A 17,893-nucleotide genomic window follows, 5' to 3' on the forward strand; every position below is an offset into this window, starting at 1 on the left:
AGAGTTGGCACGCACACAGTTGCGTGCCTTTTTTTCATGGGTCACAATCAGTCCATTATTACCCGACAGGCTGACTGCCCGTGTTTACCGTCTATCATTCCAACCATGTTGACCTGCTGAAAAGCCTGCTGCTGGCGCTTGCTGAGCGTGACCCGCTGTCAAACCCCTTCCAGCAAGAAATTATCCTGGTACAAAGCCCCGGTATGGCTCAGTGGCTTAAATTGGAAATTGCCAAAGAAACAGGTATTGCAGCCAATATTGCCTTTCCGCTGCCAGCTACTTTTATCTGGGAAATGTTCACCCGGGTTTTGGCTGATGTCCCTGAGCGCAGTTACTTCAACAAAGAGGCGATGGGCTGGAAGCTGATGAAGCTGTTGCCGGAATGCCTGCAAGATGAAGATTTCTCCCAGTTGGCACAATATCTGGAAGGTGATGAGGGCGGCCAGAAACGGTTTCAGCTTGCCGGTAAAGTGGCAGATGTGCTCGACCAGTACCTCGTGTACCGGCCTGAATGGATAGAAGCCTGGGAGCAGGGACAACCGGTTTCCGAGCTTGATGGCTCTATGCCGTGGCAGCCCAAAGTATGGCGGCAGCTTTATGACTACACTTTGGGGTTGGGGCAGTCCCCGTACCACCGAGCGAACCTCTACCAGCAGTTTATCGACACGCTGGAAGGGATGGCAGGGAAGCCCGAAGGGCTTAAAGATATTGACCGTATCTTTGTGTTTGGGATTTCCGCACTGCCGCCCCGCTACCTCGATGCGCTGAAAGCCCTTGGCCAGCACGTTGATGTCCATTATATGTTTACCAACCCCTGTAAATTTTACTGGGGGGATGTCCGTGACCGTCGCTACCTTGCCAAGCGTGCCAACATGCAACAGAGCAAGGTCCTGCGCGTGGGAGAAGATGCCCCCGCCGGCGGTCAGCTTGGGCTGCTGTTTGCCGATGATGAAAATAATGCAGCAGAAGTTGGAAACAGCCTTTTGGCATCGATGGGTAAACTTGGCCGCGATAACCTTTACCTGCTCTCTGAGCTGGAATGCCAGGAAGTAGATGCCGGCTTTGTCGACATCAACAGGGACAGCCTTCTCCACCACCTCCAGGCCGATATCCTGAACCTCCAGGAAGCCGGCGACCCGAAATCAGTAGACAGCACAAAGAAGACGCCGGTTAAGGGAGAGGATCACTCCCTAACCATCCAGGTATGCCACAGCCCGATGAGGGAGGTGGAAGTGCTTCATGACAGGCTGCTAGGCATGATGGCAGCAGATGCAACGCTCAAGCCGCGGGACATTGTGGTGATGGTAGCGGACATCAATGCGTACAGCCCGTCCATTCAGGCGGTATTTGGCAATGCGCCAGGTGAGCGATTTGTTCCCTATTCCATTTCAGACCGCACGGCAGATCAGGAAAGTCCCCTACTGAAAGCTTTCCTTCACCTGCTTACTTTGCCGGAGAGCCGTTGTACAGCGGCTGAGTTGCTTTCCCTTCTCGAAGTCCCGGCCGTATCCCGCCGCTTTGAGCTGGATGCTGCCCAGTTTGACCGGGTGAAACTCTGGGTTGAGGAAGCGGGGGTACGCTGGGGTCTCAATGATGACACTGCCCCGGCCTTTGCCCTGCCAACCCAGCATGAAAACACCTGGTTGTTTGGCTTGCAAAGAATGTTGCTAGGTTATGCCATGCCTTTAGAGGCCGGGTTGTTCAATGATATTGCCCCTTATGATGAAGTGCAGGGACTGGATGCGCAGTTGGCAGGACAACTGGCCGCTTTCGTGGATACGCTGTTGGCATACCGTAAGAAGCTTTCCGTAGAAAGTACCGGTGAAGTCTGGAGCAACCTGCTGACCGGGATGATCGACGACTTCTTTGCCGTTGAGCAGGATGAGGAGCCTGCTGCCCGCCTTATCCGGGATAAACTGGAGCGCTGGCAACAGCAACTGCAGGATGCAGGGTTTGACGCTCCCCTGAGCCTGGCCGTCGCCCGCGATTATCTGAATGATCAGCTTGGCGGGGAAACCGTCAGCCAGCGTTTCCTGGCAGGCCAGGTGAACTTCTGTACCCTGATGCCAATGCGTTCTATCCCATTCAGGGTGGTTTGCCTGCTGGGCATGAACGACGGCGTTTATCCTCGCACCGTTGCCCCGGTTGGTTTTGACCTTATGGTGGGCAGAACCCGGGCGGGTGATCGCTCACGCCGTGATGATGACCGCTACCTGTTCCTGGAGGCGATGCTGGCTGCTCAGGAAGTACTCTATATTTCCTATGTTGGCCGCTCCATCCAGGACAACAGCGAAAAGGTCCCTTCAGTACTGGTTTCCGAGCTTCTTGAATACGCGTCACAAGGCTACTGCCTGATTGGTGATGAAGGTTTGCCGTCAGCTGAGTCCAGCGCCAACTTGGTGAAATCGCTTACCTATGCCCATCCCTTGGTGCCTTTCAGTCCGGATGCTTTCCGTGGGGAAATGCCAAGCTTTGCCCGTGAGTGGCTGCCTGCGGCTCGAGGGGAAGGGGAAGCTGTTCCACCGTTTATGTCAGGGCCTTTGGATGAAAACTGGCTGGAGCCGGTTGATGGCCTACTGACGGTAGAGCTGGCTGAACTACAGCGTTTTTGGCGCTTGCCGGTCCAGTACTTTTTTAACCGCCGCCTCAAGATCTGGTTTGAGGGGCAGGCAGATGCCCTTGATGATTTTGAGCCTTTTGCCTTGGATAACCTAGACAGATTCCGGCTGCGTCAGTCATTGCTGGAAACCATGCTGGAAAACGACAGCAGTGACGGCACGGTTGAGTGCTTCTTCCGCCAGCAAAAGGCACAGGGCCTGTTACCACACAGCCAGTTTGGTGCATTGGCACTGAATGAAGAGGTTGGGGCGGTACTCCCGCTATACCAGCATATCCTCCCGTGGATCAGTGAGTCCCGGGATGACCGGGAGGTTAACCTTTCGTTTACCCTGGGGGAAAGGAAAGTCCAGCTTTTGGGTTGGGTGGGGAACCAGTATGCGAATGGGCATGTGGTTTACCGGGCCGGGAATGCCGGAGCAAAAGAGCAACTGGCAGTATGGATCAACCATCTGTGCCTGTGTGCCGGTGGATTTACCGGCCAGAGCCTGTGTATCGGTACCGATGCCGGGTGGCTATTTAATCCGGTAGATCCGGACAAGGCGAAATCGTGGCTTAGCATTTACCTGGAAGGGTATTTCGCAGGGCTGCAACAGCCTCTGCCTTTCCTGCCGCGCAGCGCCAATGCCGGACTGTCAGCCCAGTTCAGCCGGGGTGGGCAGTTTGAACCCAGCGAAAAAGCAAACGACAAAATTGTGCAGGCGTTTATGGGTGGGTTTATGACATCCGGAGATGTAGAAAACGCTTACGTAGCCCGCGTCTGGCCGAACATTGATGATACCTTGCTTGACCAGGTATACATCAGCGCAACCAACTACCTGTTGCCGGTGCTGGAGGCTCGGGAAAAATTGGAAGACAAAGATTGAAAGATAAACACGCCCGAAGGCAGGGGTAGGGTGGTGGCCGCCGGTGAATAATGATTATGGAGTAGGGATCCGTACGGCCACAGGGTCAGAGGTTGACCAAATTCGATGGCGCAGATAGTAACCAAGTTAGCCACGGTAAATTGTGATGAAATTCTCATCAAGGATAATGCAATCTGTTGTTTATTGGTTGGTTTTTGAATTTTTGATTTGTGTCTCAATAAACAGTAAAGCCGGTTTATAGTGCCACCGGCTTTACTGGGTTCCGCTTTAGCCTGCTGTCCTTATCGTGAACTTTTGGACCTGGGCCAGAGTCTCTTTGCTAAGTCCGGCTACATCTTCGCTCAGATCAAGACTCTGTACACTGGCGCGACGGGTATCAGAAAACACATCATTGATACTGGCCATATTGCACGCAATTTCCTCTGCAACACTGGATTGCTGGGTAGAAGAAGCCGCAATTTGCAGGTTCATAGTTTGTAGCTCTCCAATCAAGGTTGCCAGCTCCTTCATATTTGCATCAACGGCTTTGGCCTGCTCCAGGCTTTCTGCAGTTTGCCGGGTACCGGTTTTCATTCTGGCCACGGCATTCTGGGCACTTCCCTGAAGTTCATTGATGATATCTGTAATTTGTTCTGTTGATTCACGGGTTGAGTGCGCAAGTTTACGTACTTCATCGGCAACGACGGCAAACCCCCGCCCCGCCTCTCCTGCGCGGGCGGCTTCGATAGCCGCGTTAAGGGCAAGAAGGTTGGTCTGTTCGGATATATTGTTGATAACGGTAACCACTTCGCCGATTTTGTCAGTGTTGAGTGCAAGTTTTTCAATGGTCTGGGCGCTGTGCTGTATATCGCTGTTCACCGTTGTGAACTGGCTGATGGCAATGTCGAGTGAGTTATTAGCGGTTTCTAACATGCTGGTCGCCTTTTGCGCATTTTCAGAGGCAACGTGTGTGCTGTTTTCCACCTCTTTCACCGAAGACGACATTTCTTCCATTGCACTGGCTGCGGAATCTACATCCAGGCTCTGTTTCTGTATTCCCTGAGTGGAGGTGTCAGCCAGGGCTTTCAGTGCGCGGCTGTTTGAATCGAGCTTTACTGTGCCCTTTTCAATGTGTCGCAGCAAGTCGCAAAGGTTGTTGAGTGCTGCATTGAGGTGCTCTCCCATCTGGCCAATTTCATCATGGGAGGTAATGGTAGCCCGGGTTGTAAGGTCGCCGCTGGAGACTAACTTCAACACATTTTTCATGGACTTAACCGGTTTAATCAGCTGAAGGCTTATTTGCCAGGCGAGCAACACTAATACCAAGGCCATAACCAAAGTCATTGTCCCTGAACTTATTGCATCGGAAATTACATCGTTGCGGATGTCATCAATGTAAATTCCGGTCCCTAGGATAAGCCCCCAGGCAGGGAACTGCCGGATAACGCTGACTTTTTCGATTGGTTCCTTGCTGCCGGGTTTGTGAAAAACATACGAATCGTAGGCACCAGAGGGAGATTGGCGGATCACGTTCCGTAGTGAGGCGAGTACATTTTTGCCGTTCAGATCTCTGAAGGTAGAGAAATCCTTATTCCGCAGAGCGGCTGTACCTACAATCATTTTGTCATTGTCATCAATGGCAAAAAAATAGCCGCTTTCCCCAAAGTGCATTTCTTGCAGAATTGTGAGTGCCTGGGTTTTTGCCTCTTCTGTACCTTCGGCATGCCCGGCCTCTAAAACGTGCAAGGCAATTTCGAGCTTTTCATGAAGGTGTTGTTTACGCTCTTCCAGGATTTCGTGATAGTGGTTCACGTTTTGAATGACAGTGAGTGCAATAAGCCCGGATACAGCAAGCCCAACAATAATCAGCAGCTTATTCCTTACTGAGAGGTTTTTCACTAGTTCCATGTCGGTCAACTCCAAACTGACGCTAATAATTATCGATATCGTTATTCTTCTTAGTAATAATACAGTTTGTCGAAATTGTTAACATGTGATTTGAATGAATTTTTATTAAATATCAATGAGTTGCATAAACTGATTTCATAAGGAATTACTGAGATAGGCGAGACAGCCAAGTGGTTGATACAATGGGGTATCCAGTTATTCGGAATGGACGATATGCAGGTTCAACCGCTTGATCCTATGATATTTCCCCTTCACGGTGCCCGGCTGATTGAAGCCTCTGCCGGTACGGGGAAAACTTTCACTCTGGCTGCACTTTATCTGCGCCTCCTTTTAGGGCATGGAAATGACGATCATGCGTTTGAGAGGCCGTTGGGAGTCAGTGAAATTCTTGTCGTAACGTTTACCGAAGCGGCGACACAGGAGCTCCGTGATCGCATCCGTGCGCGTATCCATCAGGCTCGCCTGGCTTTTTTACAGGGTGAAAGTACGGATCCTGTTATCTCCGCACTGTTGGCATCCGTCGATGACCATAAGTCGGCTGCCAATTTGCTGCTTCAGGCAGAGCAGCAAATGGATGAAGCGGCGGTATATACCATCCACGGATTCTGCCAGCGAATGCTGACTCAGAATGCGTTCGAATCCGGCAGCTTGTTTAACCAGCAGTTTGTTACCGATGAGCAGCCGCTCAGATTGCAGGCAGTGGCTGATTTCTGGCGCCGGCATTTCTATCCGTTGCCGAAGGCTCTGGCATCAGTAATCCGGAGTATCTGGGCCTCACCGGAGAAATTGCTTGAAGAGGTTTCCCCTTATCTTTCCGGGCCAGCAGTAAAAATTGAAGCACCGGAAATTGAGGGATCTCTGGAAAACCTGCACAAGCAACAGGTTGCGCGTATTGCTGCACTGAAATCAGCCTGGTGTGAAGCCGCCCCTGATTTGGAAGCACTGATTACGGCGTCTGGTGTAGACAAGAGAAGTTACAGTAAAAAAAACCTGCCTAACTGGCTGAAGTCGGTCGGGAACTGGGCGATTTCAGAAACTACTGATTACGGCTTTCCCGAAGCGCTGGAGAAATTCAGCCAGCCGGTTTTGGATGAAAAAACCAAAAAAGGAGAGACCCCGGTTCACCCGGTGTTTTCTGACATCGCAGCATTTCTGGCCTCTCCTCCGGGGATCAGGGAGGCGGTGACAGCGTGGGCAATTCGAGAAACCCGAATTTTGCTGGCACAGGAAAAGCGCCGCCAGGGCTGGTTATCATTTGATGATCTGTTGTCCCGCCTTGCAGGGGCGTTGAGACAACCACAGGGACCGGTATTGGCTGAGCGCCTGCGCACTGCGTTCCCTGTGGCAATGATTGATGAATTCCAGGATACAGATCCACTCCAATACCAGATATTCAGTGACGTATACCTTGGCCAGCCATCCTGTGGCCTGTTCATGATCGGCGATCCCAAGCAGGCGATTTACGCATTCCGTGGTGCTGATATTTTCACGTACATCCATGCCCGGCGGCAGGTGCGTGACCACTATAACCTGGGGACAAACTGGCGCTCAGGCAAAGCCGTGGTTGAAGCGGTCAATGCTGTGTTCGAAGTCTCTGCTAACCCCTTCATTTACCAGCAGGACATTCCGTTTATCCCAGTTGATCCGGCCCCCGGTTCAGAAAGCCGGGGATGGCAAATTTCTGGAAATGAGCAACCTGCCCTCACCGTTTGGTACCCGGAACATGGGGAGCCTGTGACCAAAGGGGAGTATTTCTCGGTGATGGCCGCAGCAACCGCTGCCCAGACCCAGATGCTGCTCGAAGGTGGTAGGGATGGAACTGTGCTAATCGATGAGAAAGCAGGCAAACAGCGCCCGGTTTGCCCTTCTGATATCGCCGTACTGGTTCGTACCGGCAGGGAAGCTACCCTTGTCCGTGATGCGCTTGCGAAACAGGGGATAGCCAGTGTTTACCTATCCAACCGCGACAGTGTTTTTGCAAGCCCGGTAGCAACAGATGTGTTACGTATCCTGACTGCCACTTTGATACCTGACAACGAAAGTTACCTGCGTGCTGCGCTGGCAACCTCCCTGTTTGCACATTCGGCGGAAGAACTTGACCGTCTTAACTACGACGAATCCAGTTGGGAAAAGGCAGTAGTGGCATTTTCCCGTTACCGTCAGATTTGGCAGAGCCGCGGCGTGTTGCCGATGCTCCGGAACCTTATTGGCCAGCGCAAGATTGCCGAACGGCTTTTGCGCAGCCTCGATGGTGAGCGGCAATTGACCGATCTTTTGCATGTTGGCGAGCTTTTGCAGCAGGCAAGCCAGGAGCTGGACAGTGACCATGCGCTGGTGCGTTGGCTGTCAGAGCGGATTGCAGAACCAAACGGCAATGCTGAAGAGCAGCAGGTCCGGCTGGAGTCAGAGCGGGAACTGGTTCAAATCGTGACCATCCACAAATCCAAGGGACTGGAATATCCCTTTGTTATGTTGCCGTTTATCTGCAGCTTTCGCAGCAGTTCCCAGCCTTTTTACCATGATGAGCAAAATATACCTGTCCTGGAGCTGGGCGGTGCTGATGAGGCAAAAGAGAAAGCAGAACAGGAGCGGCTGGCTGAAGACCTTCGCTTGCTTTACGTTGCCCTGACCCGAGCTGTTTATGGCTGCTTTGCCGGTATCGCTCCGCTCAAAGTTGGACGTGGGGCATCAGCGCAGACGTCAGCCCACCAGTGTGCTGTCGGCTACCTTTTGCAAAATGGGGAAGCCGGCGATGCTTCCCTGCTCCAGGCCGGGTTGGCAAAACTGACCTCGTCTACCACGGCAGTTTGCGTACCTCCGGTCCCTGTTGAACAGCGGTGGCAGCCTGCAGAAGAGGCTGTGGTTGAACTAAATGCTGCGGTGTTTGACAACCAGATTGACCGCCGCTGGCTGTTGACCAGTTACTCTGGCCTTCTCCGTCAGGGGCACAGCCATGACCCAGCGCTGGCTACGCCGGCATTTGATGTGGATGGCGCTGATATTGTCGACAATGATGAAGTGGAAGAAGAAGCAGTCAGGGATATCTTCCACTTCCCGAGAGGTGCACGCCCGGGTACTTTTCTCCACACCTTGTTCGAGCGGATAGACTTTGGGCTGGACATGGCCGGGGAAGAAGCCTCTGACATGATTCTCCAGCAACTCGCACTGGAAAACTACGAACCGGAGTGGCTCCCGGTGCTCAGCAAAATGATGACAGATGTCCTGCATACCCCGCTGGACGGCAAAGCTCTCAAGCTTGCAGACATACCGGCTGCACGAAGGCTGACTGAACTTGAGTTCGTGATGGAAATTGACAGTCTCAATGCCACGCGGCTCAACCCTGTACTGGCGAAATATGACCCGCTTTCTGCCCAGGCGGGTACACTGGATTTCAACACAGTTTCCGGCATGCTAAAGGGCTTTATTGACCTGGTCTTTGAATACCAGGGACGGTACTTCGTCCTTGACTGGAAATCCAATTACCTTGGCCCGCAACCTCAGGATTACCATCCGGATGCCATGGCTGGTGCCATGCTTGAACACCGGTATGACTTCCAGTACCACATCTATTCGCTGGCACTGCACCTTTACCTCAAAAGCCGGATCCCCGACTACGACTATGACACCCATTTTGGTGGTGTGTATTACCTGTTCCTGCGCGGCATCGACGGACACAAAACAGATACCGGCCTGCAGGGTGTATTTACTACCCGGCCGGAAAAAGCCCTGATTGAAGAACTGGAGGATGTATTCCGTGGCCAGTAACCCAGTAATTGCTTCCTGTGAACTCAAGCCTCTGGAAGTACTGTCCGCATCCGGTGCTTTCAGGCCCCTGGACATCCAGTTTGCAAAATTTATTGCCAGTCAGGAGACAGGGGCAGATGCAAACCTTGTGGGGGTGTTTGCCGCACTTGCCAGCCATGAACTGGCGAGTGGACATGTTTGTGTCGATCTCACCGCTGCCCGTCACCACCGCCTGTGGGGAAAGCCGGAAATGGCTGCCCTTGGTCATTGGTTATTTGGTGATGAAAACCTTGTGTCACTGTCGCAGGCCTCTACCATTTCAGATGGAAGCATGGCGACCCCCTTGGTGCTGGAAGACGGCCGGCTCTATCTTTACCGTTACTGGCAGTATGAGAGGGATGTAGCGGCGTTGATTCTCCGTCTTGGCCGCCCTCAGGCGGTGCAGGATGAGAAGCGGGCACTGCTCGACAGCCTTTTTGTCCCGCCATTTGAAATGCTGATGGCACAGGCGGGGCAGTATGCTGAAAAAGCGGACGCCGAGGTTCAGGACTACCTCTCTGATGTGCTCGATGTTGTCGATGCCACACAGGTTGACTGGCCGGCTGTTGTTACCGCTTTCAGAAAAGGAGAGTCCTTGGCTGGCCATGTCCCGCTCAGCGCCTGCCTGAACTGGCAGAAGGTCGCTGCTGCTGTTGCATTGACCCGGCATTTTACGGTGATATCCGGTGGGCCGGGTACCGGAAAGACCACCACGGTAGCAAAGTTGCTGGCTGCCCTGGTAAGCCACGAGGAAATACCACCGGTTATCAAGCTGGTGGCACCGACGGGTAAAGCCGCGAACCGCCTGACGGAATCTATCGGCAATGCGGTGCAGTCCCTTCCTGTCAGCGAAGAGATCCGGGCCAATATCCCGGTACAGGCGAGTACTATCCACCGACTGCTGGGTGCCGTGCCCCAAAGGGCGGGGTTTCGCCACAATGCCCGCAACAGGCTCCACCTCGATATTCTTATCGTCGATGAGGCTTCAATGGTCGACCTGCCACTGATGGCATCACTGTTGGCGGCGTTGCCGGACAAGGCTCGTGTCATCTTGCTGGGCGACAAGGACCAGCTCGCTTCCGTGGAAGCCGGTGCTGTGCTTGGGGATATCTGCCAGTTTGTGGATGACGGTTTCAGCGAGCGACAGGCGAAAACGGTGGGTGAACTGACCGGCTACAACCTCGCAGCTTTTAACACAGGGCGTTACCCGGTCAGTGATGGCCTGTGCCTGCTGAGGAAAAGCTACCGCTTCCATGCCCGCTCAGGTATCGGCCAGCTTGCTTATGCCATTAACGACGGTAATACCGCCAAGGCCGGTACGGTCTTCAAACTTGGTTTTGAGGATATTGCCTACCGGGAAATGGATGCAGACGGGTACCAGGCGGCGATTGACCTGTCGGTTGACGGTTACCGAACGTACCTGGAGCTGCTGAAAAACAACGCCGAACCGGAAACGGTGCTGAATGTTTTTTCCCGCTGCAGGTTGCTTTGTGCCCTCACCGAGGGGCCTTTTGGCGTGGCAGGGTTAAACCGCCGGATTGAGAATGCTCTGGCAGCAAAAGGGCTGCTGAAACCGGGTGACGAGCTTTTTTACCCCGGGCGTCCGGTTATGGTCGTGCAGAATGACCATGGGGTCGGGCTGTATAACGGTGATATCGGAATAACGGTGATGACTGAAAATGGCCTGCGTGTTGTTTTTGACCAGCCGGATGGCTCTGTACGTGCAGTATTGCCTAGCCGGTTACCGCCTCACCAGACCGCATTTGCCATGACTATCCATAAATCCCAGGGGTCAGAGTTTGATAATGTGGTAATGGTGATGCCAACCGAGTTTTCGCCGGTTATCTGCCGGGAGCTCATTTATACGGGGGTGACCCGGGCTAAAAAACGGCTGGATATCTTTGCCGGGCGGAAGGTATTTGAAAAAGGGATACGGGATCGGGTTGAGCGCTATACCGGACTGGCATCGTTGTTGGCGAAATAAAGCGGATAGAGTGGGGGAAACAGTCTGTTGCTGTTTACCTGCCACTCGTTCACCCAGGGTTTAACTGAACGCTTTGTTGCCAAACATTTTCTTGCGGAAGCTGAACCCCAGTATCGCCCCGATCACCAGTGCAGCAATGATGATGGTACGGACCCGTTTTGTACCATGGTCAAGGTAGGCATCGGCGTCATTCAACAGGTTGCCTTGTTCCAGCGTAATGCGCAGGAAACCAAGAAGCTGGTGGTTTCCTGCTATGGGTTCAATGATTTGTTTGCGGCCGAAACTGGCAATGGAAAGCGGTGTTGCAAGGCCGGTAACCTGCTCAAGTGGCATGGCATATTCTGAGCGGATTAGCGCAAGGCCTGATGCATCGTAAATGGTGGCATCCAGGATAAGGGGTTCATTGCTCAGGTTATCAACCAGCGTCTGCAGGGAATCATGATCACCTGCGGAGAGAAAGTTAAATGCGGTCAGGGCGGATTGCCTGATTGCCAGGCGCTCCAGGACATCCGCTTTTTCATGGAGGTATGTATGGTTGCGGATATTCACCCGGCTGCTGTAGTCATACATCACAAAAATAGAAACGGCGGCCACTATCACCATGGTGATTTGCCAGAGTCGTTTTAGGCGTTGTCGGGTCTGATGGCGCATGATGAACAGAATTTGCTGACAGGATTTCACATATTGCTTTGATACCCTTTAAAATGCAACCAGCCAGATAATGAAAGGAATGTTGGATTCATGGATTTGATTAAGCCCCTTGCTATTCGTAAACACACAGCGCTGAGCAAGCGTTTCCCACAGGCAGCGAACCTGCCGCAACATGCCAAAGCACATGCCGACTGGATTGTGTTTGGCCCTCATCTCTCTCCGCTCCACTTTGACGATATGGCGTTCTATTTGGGGGAAAGCCCTGAAATTGTTTCGACCTGGAAAGTAGGCCGTTACGAGGTTGCTGCGGTCCGGGGGGAGTTTTCAGAAGAGGTAGTCACCATCTGTGATGCACTTGGGCTTGACTGTGCGCCGCTGGCTGATCTTCCACAACTGACCCGCCCGGGGCTGGCGGTATTTGATATGGACTCGACCGCAATACAGATCGAGTGCATAGATGAAATTGCCGTGTTGGCTGGTGTCGGGGAGCAGGTTGCAGAGGTCACCGAGCGTGCCATGCAGGGTGAGCTGGATTTTGAACAAAGCCTTCGTCAACGGGTGGGCACCCTGAAAGATGCCGATGAATCTATTTTGTCTGAAGTGCGGGCTTCCTTGCCTCTGATGCCTGAAATGGCAGAACTGGTGAGTGCTTTGCATCGTTTGGGCTGGAAAGTGGCTGTCGCGTCAGGAGGCTTTACCTATTTCTCAGATCACCTGAAAGCCCTGCTGGATCTGGATTATGCCGAATCAAACCAGTTGGAGATTGTCAGCGGCAAGTTGACCGGGCAGGTGCTTGGCGGCGTTGTCGATGCCCAGCGAAAAGCCGATGTGCTTAATGAGCTTGCCGAAAAGTGGGAGATAGAGCCGTATAACACCATTGCGGTCGGTGACGGTGCCAATGACTTGAAGATGATGACTGCTGCCGGGCTTGGTATTGCTTACCACGCAAAGCCTAAAGTGCAGCAGCAGGCGCAGGCAGCCATCAGGCATGCAGATCTGGGCGGGGTATTGTGCATCCTTTCCGCTTCCCTGCTTCCGCAGGGCCTGAGCTGGAAAAACCAGTAACTGTCACTGAGCCCAGGTTAATAGAAGCAGGTTTGCCCTGCTTCTTTGGGTTTTATCGGTCCTCTACAGCTCCATCCTCAGCAACAGTTCATCGGTCACATCACTGAATTCAGCGTACGCTGCAAGATCTGCAAACTGGCTTTCAAGCTGCTTGGCCCTGTGGGTGGCAAATTGCAGTAATTCGCCGAAGAGTTTGTTTTCAATGTACCGGGTACCGTCATCAATGCGCTGTACCCGGTTTCGAAGGGCAAAGAACTTCCCTGACTGGCGGGAGTGGGTGATAAAGGCAACCCGCTCCAGGTCGGTTTCGAAATCCTGGGGAGTCACGCAGCGCAGTTTTTTGAGCTTGTCATTTTTAAACAGAGCGTGGACATAGTACTCATGGCTGACACTGGAAACTGGTGCGATTTTGCGGAACAGGGAACCGATGCGGGCATTAAGTTTACCGGCATACAGTGGTGCCATGGAGATATCCTGGCTGCCTGTCGCCTGCTCCAACAGGCGGTTGATCGCTGACAGGGGTACGTTAATCCCGCAGTAAGGAACGCTTATCTGGTTATGGTGCCGGGCCATAAAGTAAGGGGTGACAGAAAGCCGCGTCAGCATCAGGTAATGCATGGCACGGATAAAGGACGGTTCCAGTACCTCTTCCTGGTCTTCCTCCAGCTTGGCTTCGTTGTACTTGATAAGCCGTTGCAGGTATTGCTGGCGTAACTCGGTTTGGGTATTGCTCTGCATCAGAAGCTGAACTTCCTGGCGGTCTACACCCACCCTTATCACCGTGTATGGGATATTCTTGAGCGGAGATTTGGGATCCCTTTTAACCAGATCCGAGTAGGTAATGGTGACTTCATCGCCGCGAACCAGGGAGCATTTCTCGTCAAGGCGGATATTCAGGCCAAGCGTTGAGAAGTCCACGGTGGTGGCAGCCAGCTCAGGATGTTCCTGGTGTTTCAGTTCGAGCCTGGTCTTGAATTTGTAACGAGGCTCCTGGCGACGGGGTTGCAAATTCGACGCATGGGCCTTGATTTGACCGTCCGTTGAACGGGGATGTACAAAGTGATTGAGGATGTTTGCCGAAAGCTTTGGCCTTGCCACCTTGAGGTAATCTTTTTTGGCATCCTCGTTTGTGATGTCGTGGATGAGGGCCAGGTGGCAGATACGGTCGATTTCCTCATATTTCCCTGGTGCAACATCGCGCAACCTTTCCAGGTCGGCTTCTTCAATGCGGGAGAGTGTGATACGAAGTACCCGCCAGCTTTCCCGGTTGGCACCCAAATGCCAGAACAGGCGGCGTTCATCCATATCCAGTTCATTATGGCAGGCAGAGTAAAAATAGGTCCGCCCTTTATGGCTGTGGGTGAAGCAATAAACCAGGACATTGGTCGAGCCGGTTTTGAGCCAGCTCAAGAGCCGCTCTTTGGAAAACAGGTGGTGCATCATCGACAGGTTCAGTTCGTCATGCCAGTAGTGCCACAACGCCCGGTTATGTTCCGTTAACAGGCACCAAGAGGGTGTATTGTCGGAAAAGAACACCGGCAGTATTTCAGTACTGTCGATAAAACCGTTCTCCAGGCTTTGGGTGACACAGGATGAATACTTGTGCTCGTTGTCGGTCTTCCCTTGCTTGAGGTGCCACATCCGGTTTATGAGCAGAGAGATCACATCGGTATCGGTGAGCAGCAAAAGGCGCATGAGCACGTAACTCATGTCCCCGGTTTCAGGGGGATCGATACCAATGATTTTATATTCAAGGCCATCCAGTGACAGATCACCGCTGACTTCTTTGTCCAGTTCAGTAAAACGGATAATCAGGGTAGAACCGAGGTTGTATTCAAAGGCTGAAGGGATCTTTATACGGGCCCCGGAGCCGGATAAATCAACGGTTGAACCGTGGGCTGTACTGCCATCCGGCAAGGTGACCTCAATTTCTGATGAATGCTGGATCCTTGTCTCGCCACGGGCCAGGCGAAAACCAAAACGGATTTCTGAGGCAATCAGGGATCGTTCGGCGTTGTCGCCTCCCTCTTTGCCACTTCCCCCATTTTTCTGCAGTACCCGGTAGCTGTTTGGGGTGTTGTGCAGTTCCTCAACCAGACCGACAGTCAGCTTTCCACCGTATTCGCTGATTCTTCGGTGGTAGAGGTTGAGCGCAACATCGTCGAGCCAGTATGTCATACCTCCCAGCTCATACTGGCGACACTCGCCGTTTACTTTACCGCGAAGATCGACAGGCTTGTTTACCGGGGTCATCAGCCGGTTCATTTCCATTTTGATTAACAACTTTACCGATGGTGGATCGTTGGCAGTCAGTTCAGCGAGAATCTGCTCGAAACCTTTGTCTCCGTATAGTGGTAAAAGATGATTAATCAGTGAGCGATAGTCTTCCGGTTGCATTTCTTACCCGCGAAAAGTTTGAATGAGAACGGTATGCATCAGATAATTATCGGCAACTTAAGGAAGAAATTGAATAAACAATCGCTCATCCACCGCCTTTGACTCCCTTTTTGGGATCTTGGGTGGATGATTGGTCGCTAATATAGTGACACTTATTTCTGCAACGATATTCAAACCAATCATTTGAGGCAAAGAATGGCAAAAGTGAAGCGTGCATATGTTTGTAATGACTGTGGGGCAGATTACCCGCGCTGGCAGGGACAGTGCAGTGCCTGTGGAGCCTGGAACACCATTACAGAAGTGCGTATGGCGGCTTCACCTCAGGTTGCCCGCAATGAAAAGTTTGCCGGGTATGCCGGTGGGGCAACTGAAGCCAAGGTACAAACCCTTGACGCTATCGACCTTCAGGAGGTCCCGCGCTTTTCAAGTGGGTTTAAGGAACTCGACCGGGTACTTGGTGGCGGGGTTGTGCCTGGAGCTGCAATTCTTATTGGCGGCAACCCGGGTGCGGGTAAGTCCACCCTCCTTCTCCAGACGATGTGCCAGTTGGCCCAGCAGATGCCGGCACTCTATATCACAGGTGAAGAGTCCCTCCAGCAGGTTGCAATGCGTGCGTCACGTCTTGGCTTGCCAAAAGACCGGCTGAGGATGCTGTCTGAAACCAGCGTGGAAGCTATCTGCCAGGTCGCCAGCCAGGAAAAGCCCAAACTGATGGTTATTGACTCCATCCAGGTGATGCATGTGGCGGATATCCAGTCGGCACCGGGCAGTGTTGCCCAGGTGCGGGAATCAGCAGCAGCGCTGACCCGGTTTGCCAAAATGAACAATGTGGCCATTTTCATGGTTGGCCATGTGACCAAAGACGGCACCCTTGCTGGCCCCAAGGTACTTGAACACTGTATTGACTGCTCCATCTTGCTTGATGGGTCCAGTGATTCCCGTTTCCGCACCCTGCGCAGCCATAAGAACCGTTTTGGTGCAGTGAATGAACTCGGCGTATTTGCCATGACCGGGCAGGGTATGCGCGAAGTCAGCAACCCTTCTGCTATTTTCCTCTCCCGTGGAGAAGAAGACACGTCAGGCAGTTCAGTGATTGTGGTATGGGAAGGTACGCGGCCGTTGCTGGTGGAGATCCAGGCGCTGGTGGACTATTCCCAGCTGGCCAACCCACGCAGGGTTGCCGTCGGCCTTGAGCAGAACCGCCTTGCCCTGCTGCTTGCGGTGTTGCACAAGCACGGTGGCCTGCAAATGTCGGATCAGGATGTGTTCGTGAATGTTGTGGGCGGTGTAAAGGTGACAGAAACCAGTGCTGACCTGGCATTGCTGCTGGCACTGATTTCCAGCTTCCGGGACCGTCCGTTGCCACGGGATCTGGTGGTCTTTGGTGAAGTAGGCCTTGCCGGAGAGATCCGCCCGGTACCAAGCGGGCAGGAACGCCTGATGGAGGCATTCAAGCATGGCTTCAAACGTGCTGTGGTGCCGGCTGCCAACATGCCGAAAAAGGAAATTGAAGGCATGAAGGTGTATGGGGTGAAGAAACTCAGTGAAGCACTGGATGTGCTGGAAGAGTTTTAACCAGGCACTGGAATAACCGGTTCTGGGTGGGTCTCACCCAGAACCGTTAATTCTCAACCGTTTTCTTCCCTTCCTCTTTTGTCAGCTTCTGTGCCCCTAATGACGCATGAGCCATTTCAGCCGACGCAGGCTGGAGAATCAGGGAGTGTTCGATAAGGTTCACAAGCGCAGTCCAGTTAATGCTTTTCTCTTTCTCGAACAGGGAATCGAAATTGTCAGGTGACCAGGCCATAAACGCTTTAGGGTTCATTGCCCGGCCAAGGAAACGTACTTCGTAATGCAGGTGTGGGCCGGTTGACAGTCCTGTGTTGCCAGACCACCCGATAAGGTCGCCTTTTTTCACGAACTGACCTGATTTGACGTTGAATTTATTCAAATGCGCGTACATGGTCATAAAGCCAAATGCATGGGACATCTTAATCAGGTTCCCATAGCCTTTTTTCCTGCTGGGGCGCACCAGCTCTATAACGCCATCTGCCGGGGCATAAACCGGGGTTCCGATATCAGCGGTCAGGTCAAGCCCGGTGTGGTAGCGCTTGGTGCCGGTAACGGGATGCTTGCGGACGCCATAACCGGAAGAGCGGCGGAAGGATTCAATCGGTTCCCCGTTTGGGACCAGTCTCATCATGGTTGTGCGCAGTGCGGCTGTCATAGCTGCAGTGTTGAGACGGCTGGTGAGGTTTTCGTCTTCGGCCGGGGCCATGCCAAGCCAGCTCTCCACTTCGTCGACGCGGTTGGTTAAATCGACCAACTGCGCATCTTTTTCCTGAAGGGACTGCCGGTTCACTTCCGCTTCCAGGTTTAACAGGTGGTTTGATGCATTGAGCGATTTATTGGCATTGTTCAGGCTGGAAATCGTGTTGTGCAGATCGTCGATAAGCACCTGGTCAGATTTTGTTTTCTCACCCTGAAGATACAGTTGTGTACCCATGCCGGCGAAAAGGGCAAGAACAATAATACCAAGCCCGAGCGCCAGTTTAGGCCGGGGTGAGGTATGGAGTGCAGGGGTATTTCCCTTGGGCTGTTGCGGGTGTGGCACGTTTTTAATTCTCTGTATTTACCGGGCACC

Annotated in this window: 9 protein-coding genes; 5 read left to right on the forward strand and 4 right to left on the reverse strand. The window is 52.9% G+C overall.

Annotated features, from left to right (window positions below; all coding sequences use genetic code 11):
• Positions 1 to 80: 80 nt before the first annotated feature.
• Positions 81 to 3,482, forward strand: coding sequence for an exodeoxyribonuclease V subunit gamma (gene recC / locus NF212_RS03525; protein WP_434358870.1), 3,402 nt, complete (start codon positions 81 to 83; stop codon positions 3,480 to 3,482).
• Positions 3,483 to 3,749: 267 nt separating this feature from the next.
• Here recC and NF212_RS03530 read toward each other — a convergent pair whose 3' ends face one another.
• Positions 3,750 to 5,369, reverse strand: coding sequence for a methyl-accepting chemotaxis protein (locus NF212_RS03530; RefSeq protein WP_434358872.1), 1,620 nt, complete (start codon positions 5,367 to 5,369; stop codon positions 3,750 to 3,752).
• Positions 5,370 to 5,573: 204 nt separating this feature from the next.
• Between NF212_RS03530 and recB the strand changes: the two genes are divergently transcribed.
• Both recB and recD read left to right on the forward strand, forming a co-directional pair.
• On the forward strand, positions 5,574 to 9,134 hold the full coding sequence (gene recB, locus NF212_RS03535) for an exodeoxyribonuclease V subunit beta (protein ID WP_434358874.1): 3,561 nt from the start codon (positions 5,574 to 5,576) through the stop codon (positions 9,132 to 9,134).
• The gene (gene recD / locus NF212_RS03540) at positions 9,124 to 11,136 is read left to right on the forward strand and encodes an exodeoxyribonuclease V subunit alpha (protein WP_434358876.1); all 2,013 of its coding nucleotides are present in this window, start codon (positions 9,124 to 9,126) and stop codon (positions 11,134 to 11,136) included. The genes recB and recD overlap by 11 nt, the downstream gene beginning before the upstream one ends.
• A gap of 60 nt (positions 11,137 to 11,196) precedes the next feature.
• Here the strand turns inward: recD and NF212_RS03545 are convergent, their stop codons facing one another.
• Complete coding sequence (locus NF212_RS03545; RefSeq protein WP_434358878.1) at positions 11,197 to 11,787, reverse strand: AhpA/YtjB family protein; 591 nt, start codon at positions 11,785 to 11,787, stop codon at positions 11,197 to 11,199.
• Positions 11,788 to 11,877: 90 nt separating this feature from the next.
• Here NF212_RS03545 and serB point away from each other — a divergent pair, with 90 nt between their 5' ends.
• Positions 11,878 to 12,852 (forward strand): phosphoserine phosphatase, encoded by a 975-nt coding sequence (serB, locus tag NF212_RS03550; protein ID WP_434358880.1) that lies wholly within the window; start codon positions 11,878 to 11,880, stop codon positions 12,850 to 12,852.
• A gap of 63 nt (positions 12,853 to 12,915) precedes the next feature.
• Here serB and NF212_RS03555 read toward each other — a convergent pair whose 3' ends face one another.
• Positions 12,916 to 15,249 (reverse strand): PilZ domain-containing protein, encoded by a 2,334-nt coding sequence (locus tag NF212_RS03555; RefSeq protein WP_434358882.1) that lies wholly within the window; start codon positions 15,247 to 15,249, stop codon positions 12,916 to 12,918.
• Positions 15,250 to 15,444: 195 nt separating this feature from the next.
• On the opposite strand from NF212_RS03555, the gene radA reads away from it, so the two are divergent.
• Entirely contained in the window at positions 15,445 to 16,824 is a 1,380-nt protein-coding gene (gene radA, locus NF212_RS03560) for a DNA repair protein RadA (protein WP_434358884.1), read from the forward strand.
• A gap of 46 nt (positions 16,825 to 16,870) precedes the next feature.
• On the opposite strand, the gene NF212_RS03565 is transcribed toward radA, so the two are convergent.
• Complete coding sequence (locus tag NF212_RS03565) at positions 16,871 to 17,863, reverse strand: M23 family metallopeptidase (protein ID WP_434358886.1); 993 nt, start codon at positions 17,861 to 17,863, stop codon at positions 16,871 to 16,873.
• Between the last annotated feature and the right edge of the window lie 30 nt (positions 17,864 to 17,893).

Source organism: Parasalinivibrio latis (assembly GCF_036825535.1).
GTDB lineage: Bacteria > Pseudomonadota > Gammaproteobacteria > Enterobacterales > Vibrionaceae > Parasalinivibrio > Parasalinivibrio latis.